General features: G+C 62.3%; 19 protein-coding genes and 1 tRNA gene. 7 read left to right on the forward strand and 13 right to left on the reverse strand.

Going from position 1 to position 23480, the window contains the following annotated elements:
- Positions 1–78 precede the first annotated feature (78 nt).
- Both SOP85_RS27395 and SOP85_RS27400 read left to right on the forward strand, forming a co-directional pair.
- Positions 79–510 carry an NUDIX hydrolase gene (locus SOP85_RS27395; RefSeq protein ID WP_323628879.1) on the forward strand — a complete coding sequence of 144 codons (432 nt, stop codon included), beginning with the start codon at positions 79–81 and terminating at the stop codon, positions 508–510.
- The gene (locus SOP85_RS27400; protein ID WP_323628880.1) at positions 507–1028 is read left to right on the forward strand and encodes a GNAT family N-acetyltransferase; all 522 of its coding nucleotides are present in this window, start codon (positions 507–509) and stop codon (positions 1026–1028) included. The genes SOP85_RS27395 and SOP85_RS27400 overlap by 4 nt, the downstream gene beginning before the upstream one ends.
- Before the next feature lie 217 nt (positions 1029–1245).
- On the opposite strand, the gene SOP85_RS27405 is transcribed toward SOP85_RS27400, so the two are convergent.
- The 7 genes from SOP85_RS27405 to SOP85_RS27435 form a co-directional block, all read right to left on the reverse strand.
- Positions 1246–2235, reverse strand: a complete 990-nt coding sequence (locus tag SOP85_RS27405; protein WP_323628881.1) for an MBL fold metallo-hydrolase — start codon at positions 2233–2235, stop codon at positions 1246–1248.
- Positions 2236–2381: 146 nt separating this feature from the next.
- Positions 2382–3539, reverse strand: a complete 1158-nt coding sequence (locus SOP85_RS27410; protein WP_323628882.1) for a GGDEF domain-containing protein — start codon at positions 3537–3539, stop codon at positions 2382–2384.
- A gap of 89 nt (positions 3540–3628) precedes the next feature.
- Positions 3629–4414, reverse strand: coding sequence for a 2-oxo-tetronate isomerase (gene otnI / locus SOP85_RS27415; protein ID WP_323628883.1), 786 nt, complete (start codon positions 4412–4414; stop codon positions 3629–3631).
- Positions 4415–4576: 162 nt separating this feature from the next.
- Positions 4577–5215, reverse strand: coding sequence for a 3-oxo-tetronate 4-phosphate decarboxylase (otnC, locus tag SOP85_RS27420; RefSeq protein ID WP_323628885.1), 639 nt, complete (start codon positions 5213–5215; stop codon positions 4577–4579).
- Positions 5212–6504: a 3-oxo-tetronate kinase gene (otnK, locus tag SOP85_RS27425; RefSeq protein WP_323628887.1), complete on the reverse strand. Its 1293-nt coding sequence runs from the start codon at positions 6502–6504 to the stop codon at positions 5212–5214. Before otnK ends, otnC begins: the two co-directional genes overlap by 4 nt.
- Before the next feature lie 19 nt (positions 6505–6523).
- The gene (gene denD, locus SOP85_RS27430; RefSeq protein WP_323628888.1) at positions 6524–7498 is read right to left on the reverse strand and encodes a D-erythronate dehydrogenase; all 975 of its coding nucleotides are present in this window, start codon (positions 7496–7498) and stop codon (positions 6524–6526) included.
- Between the two features lie 15 nt (positions 7499–7513).
- Complete coding sequence (locus tag SOP85_RS27435; protein ID WP_323628890.1) at positions 7514–8824, reverse strand: MFS transporter; 1311 nt, start codon at positions 8822–8824, stop codon at positions 7514–7516.
- Between the two features lie 161 nt (positions 8825–8985).
- Here SOP85_RS27435 and SOP85_RS27440 point away from each other — a divergent pair, with 161 nt between their 5' ends.
- The gene (locus tag SOP85_RS27440; protein WP_274076235.1) at positions 8986–9771 is read left to right on the forward strand and encodes a FadR/GntR family transcriptional regulator; all 786 of its coding nucleotides are present in this window, start codon (positions 8986–8988) and stop codon (positions 9769–9771) included.
- Positions 9772–10522: 751 nt separating this feature from the next.
- Here SOP85_RS27440 and SOP85_RS27445 read toward each other — a convergent pair.
- From SOP85_RS27445 to SOP85_RS27465, 5 genes are all read right to left on the reverse strand, one after another.
- Complete coding sequence (locus SOP85_RS27445; protein WP_323628892.1) at positions 10523–12649, reverse strand: TonB-dependent receptor family protein; 2127 nt, start codon at positions 12647–12649, stop codon at positions 10523–10525.
- Between the two features lie 251 nt (positions 12650–12900).
- Positions 12901–14463, reverse strand: coding sequence for an amino acid permease (locus tag SOP85_RS27450; RefSeq protein WP_323628893.1), 1563 nt, complete (start codon positions 14461–14463; stop codon positions 12901–12903).
- A 134-nt stretch (positions 14464–14597) separates the two neighbouring features.
- Positions 14598–15758 carry an iron-containing alcohol dehydrogenase gene (locus SOP85_RS27455; RefSeq protein ID WP_323628895.1) on the reverse strand — a complete coding sequence of 387 codons (1161 nt, stop codon included), beginning with the start codon at positions 15756–15758 and terminating at the stop codon, positions 14598–14600.
- 3 nt (positions 15759–15761) lie between these two features.
- Positions 15762–17153: an aldehyde dehydrogenase family protein gene (locus SOP85_RS27460; protein WP_323628896.1), complete on the reverse strand. Its 1392-nt coding sequence runs from the start codon at positions 17151–17153 to the stop codon at positions 15762–15764.
- Between the two features lie 7 nt (positions 17154–17160).
- A complete protein-coding gene (locus SOP85_RS27465) occupies positions 17161–18534 on the reverse strand; it encodes a glutamine synthetase family protein (RefSeq protein ID WP_323628897.1) in 1374 nt (457 codons plus the stop codon).
- 216 nt (positions 18535–18750) lie between these two features.
- On the opposite strand from SOP85_RS27465, the gene SOP85_RS27470 reads away from it, so the two are divergent.
- The 4 genes from SOP85_RS27470 to SOP85_RS27485 all read left to right on the forward strand — a co-directional run bounded on the left by SOP85_RS27470 (position 18751) and on the right by SOP85_RS27485 (position 22618).
- Entirely contained in the window at positions 18751–19137 is a 387-nt protein-coding gene (locus SOP85_RS27470) for a GFA family protein (RefSeq protein WP_323628898.1), read from the forward strand.
- 288 nt (positions 19138–19425) lie between these two features.
- Entirely contained in the window at positions 19426–20424 is a 999-nt protein-coding gene (locus tag SOP85_RS27475) for a bile acid:sodium symporter family protein (protein ID WP_274076242.1), read from the forward strand.
- A gap of 121 nt (positions 20425–20545) precedes the next feature.
- Positions 20546–20620 (forward strand) — tRNA-Gln (locus tag SOP85_RS27480).
- A gap of 321 nt (positions 20621–20941) precedes the next feature.
- Complete coding sequence (locus SOP85_RS27485; protein ID WP_323609136.1) at positions 20942–22618, forward strand: MFS transporter; 1677 nt, start codon at positions 20942–20944, stop codon at positions 22616–22618.
- Positions 22619–22779: 161 nt separating this feature from the next.
- Here SOP85_RS27485 and SOP85_RS27490 read toward each other — a convergent pair whose 3' ends face one another.
- On the reverse strand, positions 22780–23085 hold the full coding sequence (locus tag SOP85_RS27490; RefSeq protein WP_323628899.1) for a hypothetical protein: 306 nt from the start codon (positions 23083–23085) through the stop codon (positions 22780–22782).
- Positions 23086–23480 lie beyond the last annotated feature (395 nt).

Genomic DNA, 23480 nt, shown 5'->3' on the forward strand with positions numbered 1-23480 from the left:
GCGGTGTAACGGCCACCATCGCATCGCAAGGTGAACTGACCGTATGATGTTGGCTTCATCGTCGATAAGGAGATCGCCATGTCGCCAAACAAGGCATGCCCCGTCATTCTCTCCAGCAATGCTGGCCCCCGCATCCTTCTGTTTCGCCATCCCCAGGCAGGCGTGCAATTGGTCAAGGGCACAATCGAGCCAGGAGAAACACCCGCCGAGGCCGCTCTTCGTGAGTTGAGCGAGGAGTCTGGAATAGACGACGCCTCGGTTGTCCGTGACCTGGGTTGCTGGAACGCCGAGCATCTCGAGCAGGTATGGTCGTTTCATCTGTGCCACGCACAGGCGCCGCTGCCCGAACAATGGACCCATCAAACGCGCGATGACCATGGCCACGTCTTCAGCTTTTTCTGGGCCCCACTTGATGAGTTGCCGATTGCCGATTGTCATCCGGTCTTCCGTCGGGCATTACGGCACCTGACGGCCACGCTTCTGCCTGAACACAGGAGAGTTGATGAATGAAGACATTCAAGATTCGCGAGCTGAAAAGCACCGACACCGAAGCGTTGCTCGCATTCGAAGTCCGCAACCGTGAGTGGTTCGAATCCCATATCGATGCCCGCGACCCTTCTTTTTACTCATTGCAGGGCGTCGCCGAGCATATTCAAGGCTACTTATCCGGTTTCGCCATCGGCGCCTGGCATCCGTTTGTTATCGAAGACTGCAATGAAAAAATAGTGGGTCGAGCCAACCTGAAAAGCATCGACCCAGCGACGGGGTCTGCGGAGGTGGGCTATCGAATCGATCGCGACGCTTGCGGCCAGGGCCTGGCGACACAGGCGCTCAGGCATCTGATCGAGCAGGCACGGCGCCGTTGGCAACTGACGCAACTGATAGCTTATGTGTTCAAGGAAAATGTGGGCTCGAGAAAAGTGCTGGAGCGTTGCGGATTCGTGCTTGAACAATCCTCCGGAAACGAAGCGCCAGAAGCCGAATACCGATTGCTTCAGCCTCTGGCCCGGTGCCGCAAGCGCGAGTAGGAACTCAGCATGCTGGTCAGTTCTGGGTCACTTGGGTGAAGGGCAACACTCGACGACTGATCAGGAACACCTTGCCGGCCGGGGTCAGGCTTATGCTCACCGATCCGACGGCGCACGGTGGCAGTGCCGACGATGCGTTTAGACATCGGCTACGATGAGGTAAGCGACGACCGGCTGCTCCTACAATGGTCCACGACAACCCGCGCCAGCGGGTATGTCAGTAGTCCCAGAAAGCCGCGACCCAGCGAAAGGCGTCCCCATTGACGGCCACCCGGCCAACGGAGGGGAACGGCAGGTGCGTGGCGACAAAAAGCTCACCGCTCGCCGCCGCCTCTCGCATGAGTCGCACCCGAACGCGAACCGACTCCTCAGGGTCGTGTTCAAAACCGTTGTGCCAGTCGGGATGCTCGAAGGCGACCGGGAACAGGGCGTCGCCGGCGAACGTTAACCGCTCGCCGCCGGACGTCACGTAGACCACGCTGTGACCCGGGGTGTGGCCGCCGGTGAGCTTGACCACCACGCCCGGTGCCACCTCGTACTCGTCTTCGAATGTCCGCACATTGCTGCGGTAAGCGTTTATGAACTGATTGGCGGTTGCCCGCAGGACGTCCGGTACCGGTGAAGGCATGTCGGTGTGGGTGAAATCCGGCGACTCCCAGAACGCAACCTCGATAGCCGCAACGTGGATGCGCACGTCTGGCCGCAACTTGTTCTTCACCTCATCGACCAGCAACCCGCCGATATGGTCCATGTGCATGTGGGTAATCACCACGTCGGTTACCGCCGAAAGCTCGATACCCGCGGCCTCCAGTCGCTTGGGGAACTGCCCGGCCCGTGGAAAGCCCGGGAACTGTCCACCCAGTCCTGCGTCGACGAGAATGGTCTGCTCGCCACTGCGCACCACCAGTACGTTCAACGCCCAATCGAACGCGTCCGGCCCGAGGAACATCTCCTTGAACCAGGCCGCGCGGGCGGCTGGGTCGGCATTGGTGGACATCGTCGCGGTCGGCAGCGGTAGCACCCCATCGCTGATCACCAGCACGTCGATCTCGCCGACCCGCAGCGCATAGCGCGAAGGCACCAGTTCCTGCGACCCCGATCCACCGGAGTACGGGGTGCCGGGCAAGCTCGATTCTGACGCTGGCTGGCCGCTGCTTTTCTGCTGTGTACCAGCCATTGGGGTGGGGTAGTCCAGATGCGTTGTCATGATCGTTCACCTATTGCCTGGATCGTTCGGGCAATCAGTGTGCAACGCCACACACCGCCCTCGATACCATACGGGCGTATAGCGGGCTTGCACTTTAGCGTGAGCGTTTCCCACCAAAAGATACGGCGGGGCCTTTCGTGCAGGCCTCAACCAGAAACGGTCTGATCGACCAGGCGCATGCTGTCGCGTCCGCCACGCTTGGATTGATAGAGCGCCGCATCGCTTTGCTCGATCAATGCCGCCAGACTGGCGGGCGGATGGTCGAACAGGTTGGCGCCGATGCTCAGGGTCACCGCTTCCGGGGTGGCGAATGACTGGGCGGCAGCGTGGTGAAATTGCTCACGCAGCGCGCTGCCCAGCCCGACGATTTGCTCATTCGAGGCGTTGCGCAGCAGGATCACGAACTCGTCACCACCGAGTCGCGCCGCCAGTGCGCCTTCGGGCAGGATTGAGCGGATCATCTCGCTCAGCGTGACCAGCAGGCGGTCGCCAGCGGTATGGCCGTAGAGATCGTTGACCTGTTTGAAGTTGTCGATGTCGATCAGCAACAAGGCACCGGGGCGCGCTGGCGAGACGTCATCGAGCAGACGCGTTGCCCGCACTTCGAGGGCGCGGCGGTTGTACAGGGCGGTCAACGGATCACGGGCGGCCAGCCGGGCGATGTGTTTCTCGCGCCGGTAGCGTTCGGTGCCGGTCATGGACAAGGCGATCAGCATGATCGCCATCGCGCCCTCGACCAGGGATATCTGAATGATCTCGCCACGAAAGGCGGCAAGATCGATCAGCGTCCCGGGAATGATGGCGGTGATCGACTTGGCCAGATAGAACAGCCCATGCACCAGCAGCACATAACGCAGTTGCACCGCGCCCACGCTCAACGACCTGCCATGGGGGCGTAGGAGGAAACTGGCCCTGAGTGTCGTCACCGCCACCAGCAGCGAATTGGCCAGCAGCATGACCTTCGACCACGACGGCTCGTCCGGTAACAACAGCAAGGCCATCCAGGCAACGAAGATCAGGTACCAGGCACGGGACAGGCGCGTCTGCGTGAAGCGTGCGACACCCAGCAGGAAACACCAGTGGGCCACCACGAGCAGGCCGTTGGCGAACCAGATGCCGACCAGCAACAGCCCGGAGCTGCGCAGCAAGGCGAGGGTCGAACCCAGGGTGATCGTGGCGAAACCTGCGCTCCAGAACAGCAGCGAGGGCTCGCGAATGCTGCGCCATTCGATCGCCAGGTACAGCGCGGCAGCCGCTGCGAGGGCGATCGAGAGTGTCAACATCGTGGGAGGGTCGAGCGCCATAACCTGGAGAACCTTTCTGATCTGCGGTGAAAGGCGTGATTGTAAATGCTCGGGCCGGTTTTTCGCAGATCCTGCTGCCCATCAATGACTCAGCGGGCCTGCCAATCACGCAGCCATTGCAAACCCTCGCTGGTGTTGCCGCGTGGCCGGTACTCGCAACCCACCCAGCCGCTGTAGCCCAGCTCATCAATCAGATTGAACAGGTAGGGATAGTTCAACTCGTTGTGCAGGTCCGGTTCGTGGCGATCCGGCACGCCCGCGATCTGGATATGACCGATGCCGGCGAAATCCCGACGCAGCTTCGTCGCCACGTCACCCTCGACGATCTGACAATGGTAGATGTCGAACTGGACCTTGAGATTGGCCTTGCCGACCGCTTTGCAGATCGCCTGTGCCTGATGCTGGTGGTTGAGGAAGAAGCCCGGAATGTCACGGGTGTTTATCGGCTCGAGCAATACCGTGACGCCGACTTTGGCGGCTTCTGTTGCGGCGTGGCTGAGGTTTTCCAGGTAGGTCTCCTGGTGTCGGGCACGGTCGGCTTCGCTCGTCAGCAGGCCGGCCATGACGTGGATGCGGTCATTGCCGAGGATCGCGGCATACTCCAGGGCCTGGTCGAAACCGGCGCGAAACTCCGCTTCACGGCCAGGCAAGGACACGGTGCCTTTTTCGCCCGCCGCCATATTGCCCGGCGGCGCGTTGAACAGGGCCTGCACCAGGCCGTTGTCGTCGAGCCGCTGTTTCAATTGTTGCGCGCTGTAGTCGTAGGGGAACATGTATTCCACCGCCTGGAAACCGTCGGCGGCGGCCGCGGCGAAGCGGTCGAGGAAATCGTGTTCCGGGTAGAGCATGCTGAGGTTGGCAGCGAAACGAGGCATGGAGACTCCTGAAGTCGAAAATAAAAGCGTAAGGCTTTTGTAGGAGCAAGCTTGCTCGCGATGGAGGCCAACGATAACGCGGGAAACCTGACACGCCGCAGGGCTCTCAGGTTTTTCGCGAGCAAGCTCGCTCCTACAATTGAACAGCCTAAGGCCACGGTGTTACCACTGCACGCCAAAAACTTCGCGCAACTCATCCAGTGCCGCCTGGTCGAGCGGAGCCGGTTTGGGGTTGCTCATCAGCCACAGGCGCGCGGTTTCTTCCAGCTCCTCCAGGGCGTAGCTCGCCCTCGACACCGATCTTTCCCACACCACCGGACCCAGCCGCTCGAGCATGACCCCGCGCACGCTGTTGGCCAGTTGCGCGACACGCTCGGCCACCTTCGGCGAGCCGGGACGTTCATAGGCGATCAACGGGATGTGCCCGACCTTCATCACCTGGTAGGGGGTCAGCGGCGGCAGGATGTCATCCTGCTGCCAGACCCCGGCCAGCGTCAACGCCACCAGGTGCGTCGAGTGGGTGTGGACCACGCCGCCGACACCCGGGTTGCGATCATAGACCTCACGGTGCAAGGCCAGGGTCTTTGACGGTTTGTCACCGCTGACCCATTCCCCCGCCAGGTTGACCTTGGATATCGCCGCCGGGTCCAGACGGCCCAGGCAAGCGTCCGTGGGCGTGATCAGCCAGCCATCGTCGAGGCGGGCGCTGATGTTGCCGGCACTGCCGACCGTGTAGCCGCGGCTGTATAGCAGGCCGCCGACGTCACAGATTTCTTCGCGCAGGGCGTTTTCATTGTTCATGCTGGAACTCCCGCCAGGTGCTTGAGCGCCTTGGCGAAGAAGTCCGGGCCACCGAAGTTGCCGGACTTGAGCGCCAGGGCCATGGGTTCCCCAGGCGTGCTGACACAGGCGGGCACGCCCGGGTCAATTTGCGCACCGATCTGCAATAGCTGGATATCCAGGGCTTGCACCACGGCCCCGGACGTTTCTCCGCCGGCGACCACAAAGCGCCGGACCCCGGCCTGGTGCAGCCCGCTGGCGATTCGGCCCATGGCCTGCTCGACCATGTTTCCCGCGCGCTCGGTCCCCAGCTCGCGTTGTACGGTCTTTACCTCATCCGGGGAGCTGGTGGCGTAGATCAACACCGGTTCGGCATGATCAGCGGCGAAGGCTATTGCCTGCTCGATGACCGGCTGTCCCGCCGCCAACGCCAGCGGATCGATACGAAAGGCCGGGCGACCTGCCTGCAGCCAGGTCGCCACTTGCCCATTGGTGGCTTGCGAAGCGCTGCCCGCGAGCACCACTTCGCCGCCTTCGACCGCAGGTACCCGGGCGGCATCCAGATCGCGCAGTTTACCGGCACGGCGGAAATTATCCGGCAAGCCCAGTGCCAGGCCTGAGCCTCCCGTCAGCAGCGCCAGACCGGCACAGGCTTCGCCCAGCCGATGCAGGTCCGCGTCGGACACGGCATCGGCAACCGCCAGGCGCACACCCTCGGCGCGCAGCTGCGTCATGCGGGCGCGAATGCGCTCGACGCCCTGGGTCACGCTGTCATAACGCAGCAGGCCGACCTTGCCTTGGCTCTGCGATTGCAGGACCCGAACCAGGTTCGCGTCAGTCATCGGGGTCAGCGGGTGATGCTGCATGCCCGACTCGCTGAGCAACTGGTCCTGGACGAACAAATGCCCGCGAAACACCGTGCGGCCGTTTTCCGGGAAGGCCGGGCAGGCGAGGGTGAAATCGCTGTCCAGGGCCTCCAGCAGGGCTTCGCTGACCGGGCCGATATTGCCGGCGGCGGTCGAGTCGAAGGTCGAGCAGTATTTGAAGAAAATCTGTTCGCAGCCACGCTCACGCAACCAGCGCAGTGCTTCGAGCGACTCCTTTACGGCATCGGCGGCCGGCACGGTCCGGGACTTCAGGGCGATGACGATCGCGTCGGCATCGAGTTGGCCGGCGACCTCGGCAGCGGGGATGCCGATGCTTTGCACGGTGCGCATGCCGCCGCGCACCAGCATGTTGGCAAGGTCAGTGGCACCGGTGAAATCGTCCGCGATGCAGCCCAGCAGGGGGCGGGCAGGGGCATTCAACATGTCGAGCTCCTCCATCGGTTTAGCCGGGCAGATATTCAGTGATGAACTGCTGGATCACGGCGCTGAACGCCTCATCCGCCTTGAACCCCAGGTCCCGGGAATAGGTGGCGCAGAAGGACCCTGGCCATGAACCGACGATGCGCTCGATCGCCGGATTGCGCTCCAGGCGAATCCGCGCGGCCACTTGCGCACCCGCGATCTGGCGCAGGGCATCGATCATCCGTTCGACGGTAATCGACAGGCCCGGCATGTTGATCACCCGGCCCTCGGTCAATTGCGCGCCGGATAGCTCATGACCATGGATCAGGTTTTCAATCGCCAGCCTTGGCGACATCAGCCAGAGCCGCGTATCGAGGGCTACCGGACACACGCTGGGCTGGCCGTTGAGTGGTTCGCGGATGATCCCGCTGGCGAAGCTCGAAGCGGCCAGGTTGGGTTTGCCCGGGCGCACCACGATGGTCGGCATGCGCAGGCTGCGGCCGTCGACGAAACCGCGGCGGCTGTAGTCAGCGAGCAGCAGGTCGTTCATGGCTTTCTGCGTGCCATAGGAACTCTGCGGAGCCCAGACCTGATCGTCACGCACCTGTTCCGGCAATTGCCCGCCGAACACCGCAACGGAGCTGGTCATCACCCATTTCGGGCAGGTGCCGAGCAGGCGAATGCGTTCGAGCATGCTCTGGGTCGCGGTGAAATTGATGCGCATGCCCAGTTCGAAATCGGCCTCCGCCTGGCTGGAAACCACCGCAGCCAGATGGAAGATGCTGTCGGTGCCGGCATCGATCAGGCTGTCCAGCACTTCAGGGTCGGCGATATCGCCACACACCACCTTTACCCGCGGATCATCGATGCCTTCGAGCGCGACCATGTCGAAGGCGACGATTTGCCTGATCGGTTGAGACTGGCCTGCGCGGTCGGTGAGCGAGCCACGGGACAGCAGGGCCTGGATCAGACGGCGGCCAAGGAAGCCGGCTGCACCGGTCACGAGAATTTTCATGAGTTACTCCAAACGTCAACGGTTGACGAGCTTTCCGGGAATTCTGAAGACCAGCAGGGCACCGAGGAACAGCGCGCTTGCCATCACATACATGCCGATCGTGGTGCTGTGGGTGGTGTCCTTGAGGAAACCCATCAGGTACGGCGAGACGAAGCCCGCCAGGTTGCCCCAGGAGTTGATCAGGGCAATGCCGGCGGCCGCAGCGGTGCCGCCGAGGAAGGCAGTCGGCAGGCTCCAGAACAGCGGCAGGGTGCTCATCGCCCCCATGGAACCGAGGGTCAGGCCGATCATGGAAATCGTGAAGTTGTCGCTCCAGGTGGCGGAGATGAACAGGCCGATGCCGCCCAGCACCGCGGTCAGCGCCAGGTGCCAGCGACGCTCGCGCAACCGGTCGGCGCTGCGCGACACCAGGATCATGGTCATGGCCGCGGCGGCATAAGGGATGGCGGTGAGCATGCCGACCTGCAATACATCGCTGACACCGGCCTGGCGGATCAGCGTCGGCAGCCAGAAACCGACGGTGTAGAAGCCGGCGATCATGCAGAAATAGATGGCCGTCAGCAGCCAGATGCGCGGCTGCAGGAACACCTCTTTCAGGCTGTGGGTCTGGTGGCCTGCGGTTTCTGCGTCGATGCGGGTCTGCAGCAGGTGTTTCTCTTCGCTGGTCAGCCAGCCGGCTTTGGAGATCCGGTCGCTGAGGCAGAAGATCACCAGGATGCCGACGGCGATCGAAGGCAGCCCTTCGAGGAAGAACAGCCATTGCCAGCCGGCAAACCCATGGTCACCGTTGAAGGCGCTCATGATCCAGCCGGACAGGGGCGCACCAATCAGCCCGGACAGCGGCACTGCCGTGGCGAACAGGGCATACATCTTGCCGCGGCGATGGGTCGGGAACCAGTAGGACAGATAGAGGATGACACCCGGGTAGAACCCGGCCTCGGCGATGCCCAGCAGGAAGCGCATGATGTAGAAGGACATGGGCGTGCTGACCAGGGCCATGGCCGAGGAAATGATGCCCCAGGTGATCATGATGCGCGCGATCCACAACCGCGCGCCGACCCGATGCAGGATCAGGTTGCTGGGAATTTCCACGAGGAAGTAGGCAATGAAGAAGATCCCTGCGCCCAGGCCATAGACGGCCTCGGAAAATTGCAGATCGTCGGACATCTGCAGTTTGGCGAAACCCACGTTCACCCGGTCCAGATAGGCGACGAGGTAGCACAGCAACAACAACGGCAGGATTCGCCACGCGACCTTGCGATACGCCAGGTCCTCGAAGCGATCGGCGGGCGCGATGGCACCGGTTTGAATCACTGATTCAGTCATGTGTTTCCCCCATCCTTATTTTTGTAGTGGGTGACGTTTTTTTATCGGAGTAACATGAAGGTCGGTTTTTTATCATAATACGTCATACGAATTCAAGGCGCATAAGTCAGGGAGGACGACGGGTCTAAAATGCAGTACCGTTCACCGATTTGAGCCCAGAGATGCCCATGCCCACTCCTGATAAATCCCCCTGTTCCGCCGAGGCGCTGGCCGTTCTGAAGGACTCCGCCAAGGGCACGCTGTCCGATCAGGTGACGGCGGCCCTGAAGGCCTATATCGCCAACGGCGAAGTGCTGCCGGGCGCTCGCCTGCCCACGGAACCCGTGCTGTCGGAGCGTTTCGGGGTCAGCAGGACGGTCATCCGCGAGGCGATCTCGCGCCTCAAGTCTGCCGGTCTGGTCGAGGTCCGCCAGGGCAGCGGCACTGTCGTCAGCGAAGGCGCGCACATCAAGGCGTTTACCATCGACCTGGATGTCAGCGGGTCGATCGAGGCGGTATTGCGGGTCACCGAGCTGCGCCGCGGTATCGAAGGGGAGGCGGCGGCCCTGGCGGCACAGCGGCATTCGCCGGCGCAGCTGGAGGCCATCCACCAGGCGCTGAAGGCCATCGATGCCGCCGAGCAGGCGGGGCGCGATGGCGTCGAGGAGGACCTGGGCTTCCATCACTCCATTTCCAGGGCAACGGGCAATCCTCTGTACCCGTCACTGCACGAATTCATCGCGCAGTACATCAAGGAGGCGATCCGCATCACCCGCTCCAACGAGGAACGCCGCCGCGACCTGGCCAAGACGGTGCGGGTCGAACACTTTGCCGTCTACGCAGCCATCGCCGCCCGCGACCCCGAAGGCGCACGCCATGCTGCGCTCAACCACATCAATAATGCGGTAGAGCGACTCAAGAGCGCCGATCCCGCGTTCTGGCAGAACCCGGGGGCGAGAACCTCGTAGCTCCGCGCGTGTTCACCGCGGACCTGTAGGAGCCGGCTTGCCGGCGAAGGCGTCTTCGAACATTGCGTTGACCTTTCGGGCCTCTTCGCTGGCAAGCCAGCTCCTACAATGGTTTGTGTTGAGCATGGAGTCGTGGGCACCTCGGACCTGTAGGAGCCGGCTTGCCGGCGAAGGCGTCTTCGAACATTGCGTTGACCTTTCGGGCCTCTTCGCTGGCAAGCCAGCTCCTACAGTGTTTTGTGTTGGGCGTGGAGGCGTGGGCACCGCGGACCTGTAGGAGCCGGCTTGCCGGCGAAGGCGTCTTCGAACATTGCGTTGACCTTTCGGGCCTCTTCGCTGGCAAGCCAGCTCCTACAATGTTTTGTGTTGAGCATGGAGGCGTGGGCACCTCGGACCTGTAGGAGCCGGCTTGCCGGCGAAGGCGGCCTTGAATAGTGCGGTGATCTTTTGGGCCTCTTCGCTGGCAAGCCAGCTCCTACAATGTTTTGTGTTGGGCGTGGAGGCGTGGTCGCCGCGGACCTGTAGGAGCCGGCTTGCCGGCGATGGTGGCCTTGAATGTTGCGGTGATCTTTTGGGCCTCTTCGCTGGCAAGCCAGCTCCTACAATGGTTTGTGTTGGGCGTGGAGGCGTGGGCAACGCGGACCTGTAGGAGCCGGCTTGCCGGCGATGGCGGCCTTGAATGTTGCGGTGATCTTTTGGGCCTCTTCGCTGGCAAGCCAGCTCCTACAGTGATTTGTGTTGAACATCGGCCTCACAACAGGCTCCACGACACCCCGACATACACCGCCATACCTTCACCCGGCGTCGACCGCGCCGCATCCAGCCCCTTGTCGTCGTAGCCCGGCGTGACGGTGGCGGCGTAGTGCTTGTCGGTGAGGTTGCGCATGTCCACCCACGTCTGCCAGTCACCCGTGGGCGCGTTGTAGCCCAGGGTCGCGCCGAACAGCGCGTAGGGATCGGCGTAGTAGCTGTTGGCGTAATCGACCGCCACCTTGGACACCCATTGTGTGTTGAGCGCGGCGAAGAAGCCCTGGGGCCAGTCGTAGCGCAGTTCGCCCTGGTAGTAGTGCATCGGCAGTCCCGGCAGGCGGTTGTCGCCGAAGCGTTCGTCGTCGCGGTAGTGGAAGTCGCTGAAGGTATAGCTCTGGCGCAGGCTCAGTGCACCGCCGTCCCCGCCCGACCACAGGTTGCTCAGCAGGCTGGCTTCCACGCCCTGGTGCACGGTCGGGCTGGCGTTGAGCTCGTAGGGCGTGGTGGCGTTGGCGTCCGGCAGCACCGAGAGCAACTCGTGGCGCACCTGGGCGTAGTACCAGGCCAGGCTCCATTGGCCCATCGCGCTGTCGCCGCGACCGCCGAGCTCCAGGGTGGTCGCGGTCTGGTTCTGCAGCTCGATCGGATCGCGCTGGGTGCCGGTGGCGGGGCCGCTGCCTGCCGGGAAGCGAACGTTGGAGCTGTAGATCAGCGACCATGGATGCGGCGCCTCGACCGAGCGGCTGAGGTTGCCGAACAGTTGCAGGTCGGGGGTCAGTTGGTAGCGCAGGCCCAGGCGCGGGGCGTAGTCCCAGTCGCCCATACTGGTCTTGCCACCGCCTTGCGGGTAAGTCACCGCGCTTTCCCGGCGGGTGTAGATGGCCGCCAGGCCAGTGGTCAGCCACAGGTCGTCGGCGATTTCCAGGTCATTGCCCACGTGCAGGACGCTGTCCGAACCCTGGTAGGTGAAGTTGCGCATGGCCGTGCCCGGCGCATAACCGGCAGTGTTGCCGCTGGGGATGCGTACTTCCTCACTGGCACCGGCGTTGGGCAGGTGCTTGGTCACGCGCAGGCCCAAGGTGCTTTGGCTCTGCAGGCCCCAGAGGGTGTCGCGACGCTTGTAGTCGAAGGTGCCGCTGACATCGGTGTACGCCACTTTCAGGCGGTTGGGACCCTCGCGCAGGTCCATGGGGTAGTCATGGTAGGCAAGGCCGGCCTGGATGCTCGAATCGTCGTCGATGTAGTAGGTGGTCTTGTTGCCGATAAAGGTGCTGCCCGGCTGTTCGCGGCGATCGTCGCGCGCCACGTAGGCGGGGTTGGCCGCCCGCGGGTCGTGCTCGATGGAGTGCTTGGTGACCCGGCCGGCGAGGTCGTTGTCGGTCTGGCGATAGCGCAGGTAGAAGCGCGTTTCCAGGTTCGGGTTGAAGCGATAGCCGAAGTTGGCGATGACGCCCTGGCTGTCACTGGCGGTGTGATCCTGATAGCCGTCCGCGCGTGCATCGGTCAGGGCCATGTAGTAGTCGAAGTCGCCCAGCACCTGCCCGGAACTGACCTGGCGCTGCTGATAGCCGTGGCTGCCCGTCGCGTAGCGCACCTGTAGCTTGGGTGCGTTGTAGCCGGTGTGGCTGACGTAATCGATGGCCCCGCCCAGGGCCAGGGCGCCGCGGTCGAATCCGTTGGCGCCGCGCAGCACCTCGACATGGTCAAGCCACAGCGGCTCCAGCAGTTCATAGGGCGTGCCGCCAGGGCCGGTCAGCGGCAGACCGTCAAGCATGGCGTACAGGCCCGAGGCATGGGCGCCCGGCGCACGGTTGATCCCCGATCCGCGGATCGAGATCTTCACCCCTTCGTTGCCCGCCGACTGGGCATAGATACCTGGCTGATAGGCCAGCACATCCTGATTGCTCGCCACCCGGCCCTGCAGTGGGCGGCGCATGTCGACCACGTTGGTGCCGCCGGGCACCTGTTCGAGTCGGGCCCTGGCGTCTTCGATCCCCTGGTCTTCGTCACTCTGGTCCTCGGCCCCGATCAGCACTTGCCCCAACTCCAGGCCCTGGGCCTCGGCTATCGCCGGACAGACGAGGGCCAGGCCGAGCAACGCGGCGGACAGGGAATGGGGCGAGGGCATTGGGAAAACTCCGGACAGGGGGAAACGGGCAGTGAAGTCTGCGACGTATGAAAGGACGAAGGGAGCACATGGGGATTTTGTTATTTTGTCGGGGGGATCGGCAGGGGCGAGCTTGCCGTGAAATTGCGACCGCCAGCAAGCCGGTTCCTACAGATGTGCATATTGCCATGCATTCAACATGGCCCCACAAATCCTGTAGGAACTGGCCAGCGATGGCTGCCTGAGAGCCGCTCCATCTCTCGCGGCTGCTCCTACAGTGTTTTGCGGTTCAACGCCGCTTCAGCCGCGGCGATTTCAGCCTGGCGCTTGACGATCACGTCGCCCACCGGCGGGCCCTGGAAGCGGCGCGCTTCAAAGCCGAACCAGACGATGGCCGTCAGCACCAGGAAGCCGATCGTGATGTACAACGCCCAGTCGTTCGGTGGCTGGATGCCGATGACGAAGATGATCACCATCGACAGCACCGAGAGCAGGGCAAACACCGTGTACCAGAAGCGCCCGATGTTCCATGGCCCCATGGTCGGCCACTTCGAGGTGCCGTAGGCAAACAGGCCCAACACGATGGGAATGATGAAGGAGAAGAACAGGAAGATCACCGTGCAGGAGACCACGATGGTATAGACCGGAGTTTCTCCAATCGATATCACCGACGATCCCCAGACGAACAACACCGCAAGCGTGGCACCGGTCCAGATGGCCGCCACCGGGCTGCGAAAGGTCGGCGAAACCGAGGCCAGTGCTTTTGAACAAGGTAGGCCGCCATCGCGGGAAAACGCGAAGATCATGCGTGAAACCGATGTCACCGTGGCCAGCCCACAGAGCACCTGCGAGATGAAAATCGCCACGTAAAGCGCGAGTTTTAGCGTCGGGTTCACCTGGGTATCCATGGCCCAGAAAAATACACTCCAGCCTTGCTTGGCCGCCTCGTCCATGCTCGGCAGCATCAGCACGAAGGCGCTGAGCATCACCCAGCCGAACAGCAGTGACCAGACCACCGACATGACCATGCCCCGTGGCACCGACATGGCCGCATTGCGCGTTTCCTCGGAGGTGTGCGCGGAGGCGTCGTAGCCGGTGATGGTGTAGATCGGCAGCAGCAGGCCGAGCATGAAGATCCAGCCGTTGGACACCTGTGGCCAGACGCTGCCGCCGGCCTCGCCGGAATAGTTGCCGAAGGTCACCAGCCGGGAGAACTCGAAACTGGGGGCCGAGATCAGGCAGACGATGGTCAGCGCCAGTGCGGTGGCGAAAATCAGGTAGCCGGAAAAATCCGTGAGCCTGGCGGTCAGGCCGATGCCCAGGTGATTGCACAGGGCCTGGAGCCCGGTGAGGATGGCGAGGAAGATCACCCGGGTGGTGGTGGTGTCCTCCATGCCCAGTGTCGGGCCGAAGGCGCCGAAGAAAAAGTAGTAGGTGCCGACGTTGATCGCACCGAGCACCGTGACCAGCCCCAGCAGGTTGAACCAGGCTGTGAGCCAGCCGGTGAAACGGTTGCCGAGGATCGAACCCCAGTGATACAGGCCGCCAGCGGTGGGGTAGGCCGAGGAAATCTGCGCCATGGCCAGGGCGAACACCCCGGAAATCAGGCAACCGATCGGCCAGCCGATGCCGATCGCGGCACCGCCGGCGCCCGAGGTGCCCTGGGCCAGTGAGTTGATGCCGCCGGAGAGGATGCAGATGATCGAAAAGGAAATCGCGAAGTTGGAGAAAACCCCCATTCGTCGCGACAGCTGCTGGGCATAGCCCATGCTGTGCAGCACCTTGACGTCATCGTCGTGCGGCGCGTCGGTGCCGGGCTGGCTTGCTGGGTTCATGCTGGTGTGCCCCTTCAGGTTTTGATACGCAGCCACCCGGGTCTCCGGATGGGTTGGCTTTCAACCCCTTGTCGTACTGCTCCTGTTTACAACCGCTAACCTGTTGCTGTTTCGATCATGGACCCTCGATCGAGTCAGAGTCGGCCGTGGAAAGCCGCCTGGAAAATTTCCGTCACGCCGGCCTTTGTCAACGGCAGCGGGTTGCCGCCGGCACTGGGGTCGACTATCGCCATGTCCGCGATCAGGTCAGCCTGCTGGTCATCCACTCCCAACTCGAACAGCGTATGCGGCACAGCAATGTCCTTGCGCAATTTGAGGACGAAGGCCAGGAAACTGTCGAAGCCCGGGGAGGGCAGGTGCAGATACGCGGCCAGCCGCGTGATGCGTTCCTCGATGGCCGGACGATTGAACTTCAGCACGTAGGGCATCAGGGTGGCGTTGGTCATGCCGTGGTGGGTGTCGTAGAGGGCGCCGATCGGATGCGCGAGGGCGTGCATCCCGCCCAGGCCTTTCTGGAAAGCAGTGGCGCCCATCGCCGCCGCCGCCAGCATTTGCCCGCGTGCATCGAGGTCCGAAGGGGTGTGGACGGCGCGCACCAGGGCATTGCTCACCAGGCGCATGCCTTCGACGGCGATGCCATCGGCCATGGGGTGAAAACCCGGGGCGCAGTACGACTCCAGGCAGTGCGCCAACGCGTCCATGCCCGTGCCGGCGGTGACTTTGGCCGGCATGCCGACGGTCAGGGCCGGGTCGCTGATGACCACTCGCGGCATCATTTTCGGGTGGAAGATGATGCGTTTGGTGTGGGTGCGGTCGTCGATGATCACCGCCGCACGGCCCACTTCAGAGCCTGTACCCGCGGTGGTCGGCACCGCGATGATCGGGGCGATGCGGCTTTCATCGGCGCGGGTCCAGTAGTCGCCGATGTCTTCGAAATCCCAGACCGGACGGGTCTGGCCACTCATGAAGGCGATGAGCTTGCCCATGTCCAGGCCGCTGCCACCGCCAAAGGCCACCACGCCATCGTGGTTGCCCGCACGCCAGGCCTCGAGCCCGCCCGCCAGGTTGGCTTCGACCGGATTGGGCTTGAGGTCGCAGAACAACGCAGCACCCAGCCCCGCGTTACGTAAAGCGTCCAGAGCAGCCGTAGTGATCGACGCACGACCCAGGCCACTGTCGGTGACCAGCAGCGGGCGCTGGATACCCTGGCTGCGACAGGTATCGGCCAGTTCCGCGATGCGGCCGACACCGAAGCGGATGCTCGTGGGGTAGTTCCAGTTTCCAGTCAGGCTCATGGCTCAGGTCTCGTGGCGCAGATGGAAGGATTTGGCGCGGGTCAGGTGGTCATAGCCCATGGGCGACAGGGTGACGCCGCGCCCACTGTTCTTCACCCCGGTCCAGGCCAGGGCCGGGTCCAGGTAATCGCAGCGATTCATGAACAGGGTGCCGGTGTCGATCTCGTCGCCCAGGCGTTCGGCGGCGACCAGGTCCCGGGTCCAGATCGACGCGCTGAGGCCGAACTCGCTGTCGTTCATCAGGGCGATGGCTTCTTCGTCGCTGTCCACCGGCATGATGCCGACCACCGGCCCGAAGCTTTCATCACGCATCACCGACATCTGATGATTGACCTCGACCAACACCTGCGGGGCGAGGTAGGCGCTGCCGGCTACGTCGGCGGCAAAGGCATGCGGGTCGATCAGCGCCTTCGCGCCCAGGGCCTGCGCATCGGCAATCTGCCCGCGGACGAAATCCGCCGCGCCCGGACTCACCAGCGGGCCGAGGGTGGTGGCTTCGTCCAGCGGGTTACCGAGTACGTACTGACGGGTCAATTCGGCGAAGCGATCGACAAAGGCCGGGTAGATTTTCCGGTCGACGTAGATACGCTCCACGGCGCAGCAGCTCTGCCCGGAATTGAAGAAACTGCCGTCCACCAGGTTCTCCACCGCATGCTCGAGGTTGGCATCGGCCCGCACGTAGGCCGGGTCCTTGCCGCCGAGCTCAAGGCCCACGCGCAAGAAATCCTCGACCGCAGAGCGTTGCATTTCCAGGCCGGCCGCCACTGAGCCGGTGAAGTTCACCTGCTGCACCTGTCCGGAGCCGATGACCACCCCGGTATGGATGTGACTGAGCAGCAGGTTCTGGAACAGCCCTTCAGGCAGGTTGGCGCAGCGCATGGCCTCGGCAAAACGCTCGCCCACCAGCAGGGTTTGCGAAGCGTGCTTGAGGATGACGCTGTTGCCGGCCATCAGCGCCGGAATGATCGTATTCACTGCGGTGAGGTAGGGGTAATTCCACGGTGCGACCACCAGCACGGTACCCATTGGCTCGCGTCTGATATAGCGGCGAAAACCCGTGAGCGGATCGGCTTCGAGCGCCGCCAGGGCTTGCGGCGCAATGGCGATCATGTGCCGGGCACGCTCTTCGAAGCCGCGCAACTCGCCGGCGCCATAGCGCACCGGGCGGCCCATTTGCCAGGCCAGTTCCGGGACGATTTCATCCTTCATGGCCAGCATCGCGTCCACCGCGGCGCTGCAAAAAGCCGCGCGTTCGCTCACTGGCCGGCGCTTCCATTGCGCCTGGGCGGCTGTGGCCGCCGCCAGTGCCTGCTCGATTTGCACGATGTCGGCGTACTGGCGCTCGGCGAAGACCCGGCCATCGACCGGCGAGATGATTTGAACAGTGTTGGTCATGGTGCTCTCAGTAGCGCTCGAAGCCGCGCTGCAGTTCCCAGTCGGTGATGCGCCGGTCGTATTCTTTCTGTTCCCATTCGGCGGTGTGCACGTAGTGGTCGACCACCTCGTCGCCGAAGGCCTCGCGCAACATGCTCGACTTCTGCAGTGCGGCACTGGCCTCGCGCAGGGTCTTGGAGACTTCTGGCAGATGCTCGTCAACGTAGGCATCGCCCTCGAAAGGCGCGGCGAGTTCGAGTTTTTCATCGATGCCCGCCAACCCGGCGGCGATCAACGCGGCGAAGGCCAGGTAAGGGTTGAGGTCGGCGCCGCCGATGCGGCATTCGATGCGGATCGACTTGCTGGCCTCGGCGCACAGGCGAAAGCCGGCGGTGCGATTGTCCCGGCTCCAGACCGCCCGGGTAGGGGCGAAGGTGCCGGCCTGGAAGCGCTTGTAGGAGTTGATGTAGGGCGCGAGGAAACAGGTGATGTCGTTGGCGTACTTGAGCTGTCCGGCCACCCATGATCGCATCAGTTTCGACATGCCGAACTCGGCCTTGGCGTCGAAGAACAACGGCTTTTTGGCGTTCTTGTCCCACAGCGAATTGTGGATGTGGCTGCTGGAACCGGCGGCGTCATAACGCCACTTGGCCATGAAGGTGATCGCCTTGCCCTGGAGTTGGGCGATCTCCTTGCAAGCGTGCTTGATGATGACGTGATGGTCGGCCATGGTCATGGCGTCGGCGTAGCGGATGTTGATTTCTTCCTGGCCGGGGCCCCATTCACCCTTGGAGTTTTCCACGGGAATGCCGCTGGCCTGCAAGTGCTTGCGAATCGCCCGCAGCACCGGCTCTTCGCGGGTGGTCTGCAGGATGTTGTAATCCTCGATGTAGTGCCCGGCGGTCTTCGGCTTGTGGTAGTTGCGCTGGTGGATGGCCTCGTAGCTCTCGTCGAACAGGTAGAACTCCAGTTCCGAGGCGAACATGCCGGTGTAGCCGCGTTCACGCAGGCGCTCGACCTGTTTTTTCAGGATCGCCCGCGGGCTGTGGGGCAGGTCTTGGCGATGGTGATGGTCGAGCACATCGCACAGCACCAGCGCCGTGCACTCGAGCCAGGGTACCTTGCGCAAGGTGCGCATGTCGGGCTTGAGCACGAAGTCGCCGTAGCCCTTGCTCCAGCTGGCGGCGGCATAGCCCGGCACCGGCTCCATGTCGATGTCGTCAGCCAGCAGGTAATTGCAGCAGTGGGTTTCTTCATGGCCGCTGTCGATGAAAAACTCGACCTGGAAACGCTTGCCCACCAGGCGGCCCTGCATGTCGACCATGCACACCAGGACAGTATCGATTTCGCCAGAGGCGGCAGCACGCTTGAGTTGGTCAAAACTGAGTAACGGCTCGGTCATCACGGCAATCCTGCGCAAATTGTCTGGGCCAGTCTGAGATAGCTGTTGCAGACGCTCTCCAGAAAAACCAACAACTGCCGCCGCGAGCATCAAGGGCAATAAGCTGACGTAAGCTTAGCCTACCGTCGCTTTTTGCAAGTTTTTGCTGTGAAGGCTTTGTTAGCCTCTTACAGTCGTTGAATGGCTACTTTCGAATCCTGGAAGAGGAGGGGCGGCATGCAGCAATTTACGGGTGGTTGTCTGTGTGGCGATGTCCGGCTTGTGGCGTCGGGGCAACCTTATCGGGTAGGCCTTTGCCACTGCCTGGACTGTCGCAAGCATCACGGGGCGCTCTTTTACGCCTCGGCGATATTCCCCGAGGACGCGGTGACGATCGAGGGCGAAACCCGGGACTACGCCGGGCGGCATTTCTGCCCTCGCTGTGGCTCGTCGGTGTTTGCCCGTAGCGATGACGAAATTGAAGTGAACCTGGGTTCATTCGATGCGCCCGATCAGTTCATGCCCACCTACGAAAGCTGGACGGTGCGTCGCGAGGCCTGGTTACCGGAGTTCCCGCTTGCTCGGCACTATGACCGCGATCGAGAGGGCAGCGGTCGTCTGTAGGCGCTGGCTTGCCAGCGAAGGCGGTCACCCGTGATGTTGGATGTGCCGGCCTCATCGCTGGCAAGCCAGCTCCTACAGTTGCCCGCAGCGCACACAAAAGCTGTGTATGGCACAAATCCTGTAGGAGCTGGCTTGTCGGGTCGCCGCATCGCAGCGATGGCGGCATATCAGTCACCAGTGATTTTGGGAGTGTCCGTTAGGCGCTATCTCCTGGCTTATTAGCGTTAGTCGGCAATCGATCGGCGCGCTAGAGTGGTCGCAACATTTCCGGCCGCCTGGATAACCCTCATGACCCGCCCCCGTTTCTTGCCCGACAACTTCACCCTGACCCTGGTCGGCGTGGTCCTGCTCGCCAGCCTGCTGCCCGCCAGTGGCCAGGTGGCCGTAGGCTTTGGCTGGTTGACCAACAGCGCCATCGCCCTGCTGTTTTTCCTCCACGGCGCCAAACTGTCCCGCGAATCGATCATTGCCGGTGCCGGTCACTGGCGCCTGCACTTGCTGGTGTTCGGCCTGACCTTCGTCCTGTTCCCGCTGCTCGGCCTGGCGCTCAAGCCCTTGCTGTCACCGATGATCGGCGCCGACCTGTACATGGGCATGCTCTACCTCTGCGCACTGCCGGCCACAGTGCAGTCGGCGATTGCCTTTACCTCCCTGGCGCGAGGCAACATCCCGGCGGCGATTTGCAGCGCGGCGGCGTCCAGTCTGTTCGGGATCTTCCTCACGCCGTTGCTGGTGACCTTGCTGCTGGACGTGCACGGCGATGGGGGCTCGACCCTCGATGCGATCGTGAAGATCAGCGTGCAGTTGTTGCTGCCCTTCATTGCCGGGCAGATCGCGCGGCGCTGGATCGGCGCCTGGGTGGCGCGCAACAAGAGCTGGCTGAAATTTGTCGACCAGGGCTCGATCCTGCTGGTGGTGTACGGTGCTTTCAGCGAAGCGGTGATCGAAGGCATCTGGCACCAGATCCCGTTGCGCGACCTGGCCGGGCTGGTGGTCGCCTGCTGCGTGGTGCTGGGGCTGGTGCTGGTGGCCTCCACCGTGCTGGGCAAGGCCTTGGGTTTCAATCAGCAAGACCGCATCACCATCCTCTTCTGTGGCTCGAAGAAAAGCCTGGCCACGGGCGTGCCGATGGCCCAGGTGCTGTTCGCCGGCAGCACCATCGGCGTGTTGATCCTGCCGCTGATGTTGTTCCATCAGATCCAGTTGATGGTCTGCGCGGTGCTGGCCCAGCGCTTCGCCAATCGCCCGGAATCGGTGCCCGAACTGATGGGGCAGGTCGATCCTTGATGGTAAGTCGCTGTTTTAAAATAAAATAATTTGGCGAGGGGGTTCCCAGGCGGCAAGAATGTTGGTAAATTGCCGGCCATTCCTGCAGAGGGCCTTCCCCGGCTCTCCAGGCAGCAGCTACAGGGGCGTCGCCAAGCGGTAAGGCAGCAGGTTTTGATCCTGCCATGCGTTGGTTCGAATCCAGCCGCCCCTGCCATATTTCTGATAAACAGCACTCGCGCACTTCGCGGGTGCTGCTTATTGCATTCTGTTCATCCCCTCCGTAACAAAACACCTTCCCGCCGCACAACCTCCTTTGCAGGTTCGTTCCTCGATCCCGTTTGCGCGTGATAGCGAGTGGATATCTGCAAGAAGCCGATTATGCTCAATGAAACCTTGCAGCGATGCGAGGCCGTCAGCCTGTGTGCATGCTTTGCGCAATCCGTAATCAAATGACATCAGCCCCAGGGCCAGGGTGCGGCAACAAGAAGGTAGTGGGGTACTCCGGCCTATAACAAGAGAAAGACGGAGAAGACTCATGGCCGCAATCGACAACACCACCGCGGGCAACACGCCCCACCACGGCATCACCAAGGAGGAGCGCAAGGTTATTTTTGCCTCGTCCCTGGGCACCGTGTTCGAATGGTACGACTTCTACCTCTACGGTTCTCTCGCGGCGATCATTGCCAAGCACTTCTTCGCCGGCGTCAATGAGACCACGTCCTTCATCTTTGCCTTGCTCGCGTTCGCCGCCGGCTTCGCCGTCCGCCCCTTCGGCGCGATCGTGTTCGGTCGACTGGGTGACATGATCGGGCGCAAGCACACCTTCCTGATCACCATCGTGATCATGGGTGTCTCCACGGCGATCGTCGGCTTCCTGCCCGGCTACGCGACCATCGGCGTGGCCGCGCCGATCATCCTGATCACCCTGCGCCTGTTGCAAGGCCTGGCCCTGGGTGGCGAGTACGGCGGGGCGGCGACGTATGTGGCCGAACATGCACCCAAAGGCAAGCGCGGCTATTTCACCTCGTGGATCCAGACCACCGCGACCCTCGGCCTGTTCCTTTCTCTGCTGGTGATCCTCGCCTGTCGCACCGTGCTTGGCACCGAAGCGTTCGAAGCCTGGGGCTGGCGGATTCCCTTCCTGCTGTCGATCCTGCTGCTGATCGTCTCGGTCTACATTCGCCTGCAGCTCAGTGAATCACCGGTGTTCCTGAAAATGAAGGCCGAGGGCAAGTCCTCCAAGGCGCCGCTGACCGAATCCTTCGCCCGCTGGGACAACCTCAAGATCGTGATCATGGCGCTGCTCGGCGGTACCGCCGGCCAGGCCGTCGTCTGGTACACCGGGCAGTTCTACGCGTTGTTCTTCCTGCTGCAGACGCTCAAGATCGACGCGCAGACGGCCAACCTGCTGATCGCCGGTTCGCTGCTGATCGGCACGCCGTTCTTCGTCATCTTCGGGAGCCTGTCCGACCGCATCGGGCGCAAGGGCATCATCATGGCCGGCTGCATCCTCGCGGCGCTGACCTACTTCCCGATCTTCCATGCGTTGACGCAGTACGGTAACCCCGACGTGTTCATCGCACAGGAGAAGAACCCGGTCACGGTGATCGCCGATCCAGACCAGTGCTCGTTCCAGTTCGACCCGGTGGGCAAGGCCAAATTCACCAGCTCCTGCGACCTGGCCAAGACCGTGTTGGCCAAACGGGCGATACCCTACAAGAACGAGAAGGCCGCCCCGGGCACTGTCGCGCAGGTGCGCATCGGCGACAAAGTGATCCCCAGCTTCGAAGGCACCGGCATGCCAGCCGCCGACTTCAAGACCCGCAACGACGCCTTCGTCGCGGCCCTGGGCACCTCCCTCAAGGAAGCCGGCTACCCCGAGAAGGCCGACCCGGCCAAGACCAACTACCCGATGGTGCTGCTGCTCCTGACCATCCTGGTGATCTACGTGACCATGGTCTACGGCCCGATCGCCGCCTGGCTGGTGGAACTCTTCCCGGCGCGTATCCGCTACACCTCGATGTCACTGCCATACCACATCGGCAACGGCTGGTTCGGCGGCTTCCTGCCGACGGTGGCCTTCGCCATGGTCGCGGCCACGGGCGATATCTACTACGGGCTGTGGTACCCGATCGTCATCGCGGTGATGACGGCGATCCTGGGTATCTTCTTCATGCCGGAAACCAAGGATCGGGAGATTCATCACACCTGAAATCTGTTGGAGCCAGCGGCGCGGCTGTCCGCCGCCCGCTCGCTCCTTCAGCCAAGGCGTAAGAAATCGCCTTCTGATGTTCACTCTGTAGGAGCTGCCGCAGGCTGCGATCTTTTGATCTTTTGCTAGCCTGTTCGGCTTCTATCGAGGCTTCTCTTGATTCAATGCGTTTGCCCAGTGCTCGAATCACCTTGGCTAACGATAATCGCATTGTCCTTGCTGATTGTTTGCTGGAGGTTTTGGCCGGTGACTTCCTTGACCTGTCCGTCGTGTGCGTACGTTACTTCGACATGGCCGCCACCAACAAAATCCATGCGAAAAATACGCGTCTGATCCTGTGTTCGCACAGCAAATGATTCGATCTCAGACAAGTTCCTGATCCCTATTGACTTAGGGACAAGATTTTCGATGGTCACACTACCATCCCGCATGACCATCGTTGCCCCGTCCGGACGAGTGACTTTCATGCCGCCCTCAATTTTTTCGATGACGTGACCATAAACCTGACCGCCAAGGACCTTACTTTGTCGTCTAGGTGAAGGACACTTTTACCCGCTGGCACCTCTGTTTCCGGCGTATGTATCTCGAACGTTATTTTATCGTCTGCTTCATGCTTGCTCATTATGCTGTTCCTTTTTAGTTGCCGGAATTGGCGGTGTTGTTTCTAAGGTGTGAGTCGTGCGTGTTACCAGTTGCACCCTGCCCATCAGGAAATACTCAGGCTTCTCCGAACAGTATCCATTTGATATTTTCCTCTTCGACGATCACTCGGTCGGCGAGCAAGAAGCGGCTGTGGTGCCTTTGGATTTTTACTGTTGGCAGGATTTCGCCCTTCTCGAAACGGCGAATTTGTGCACCTTCG

It is taken from the genome of Pseudomonas sp. YuFO20 (genome assembly GCF_035064975.1).
Lineage (GTDB): Bacteria > Pseudomonadota > Gammaproteobacteria > Pseudomonadales > Pseudomonadaceae > Aquipseudomonas > Aquipseudomonas putida_AE.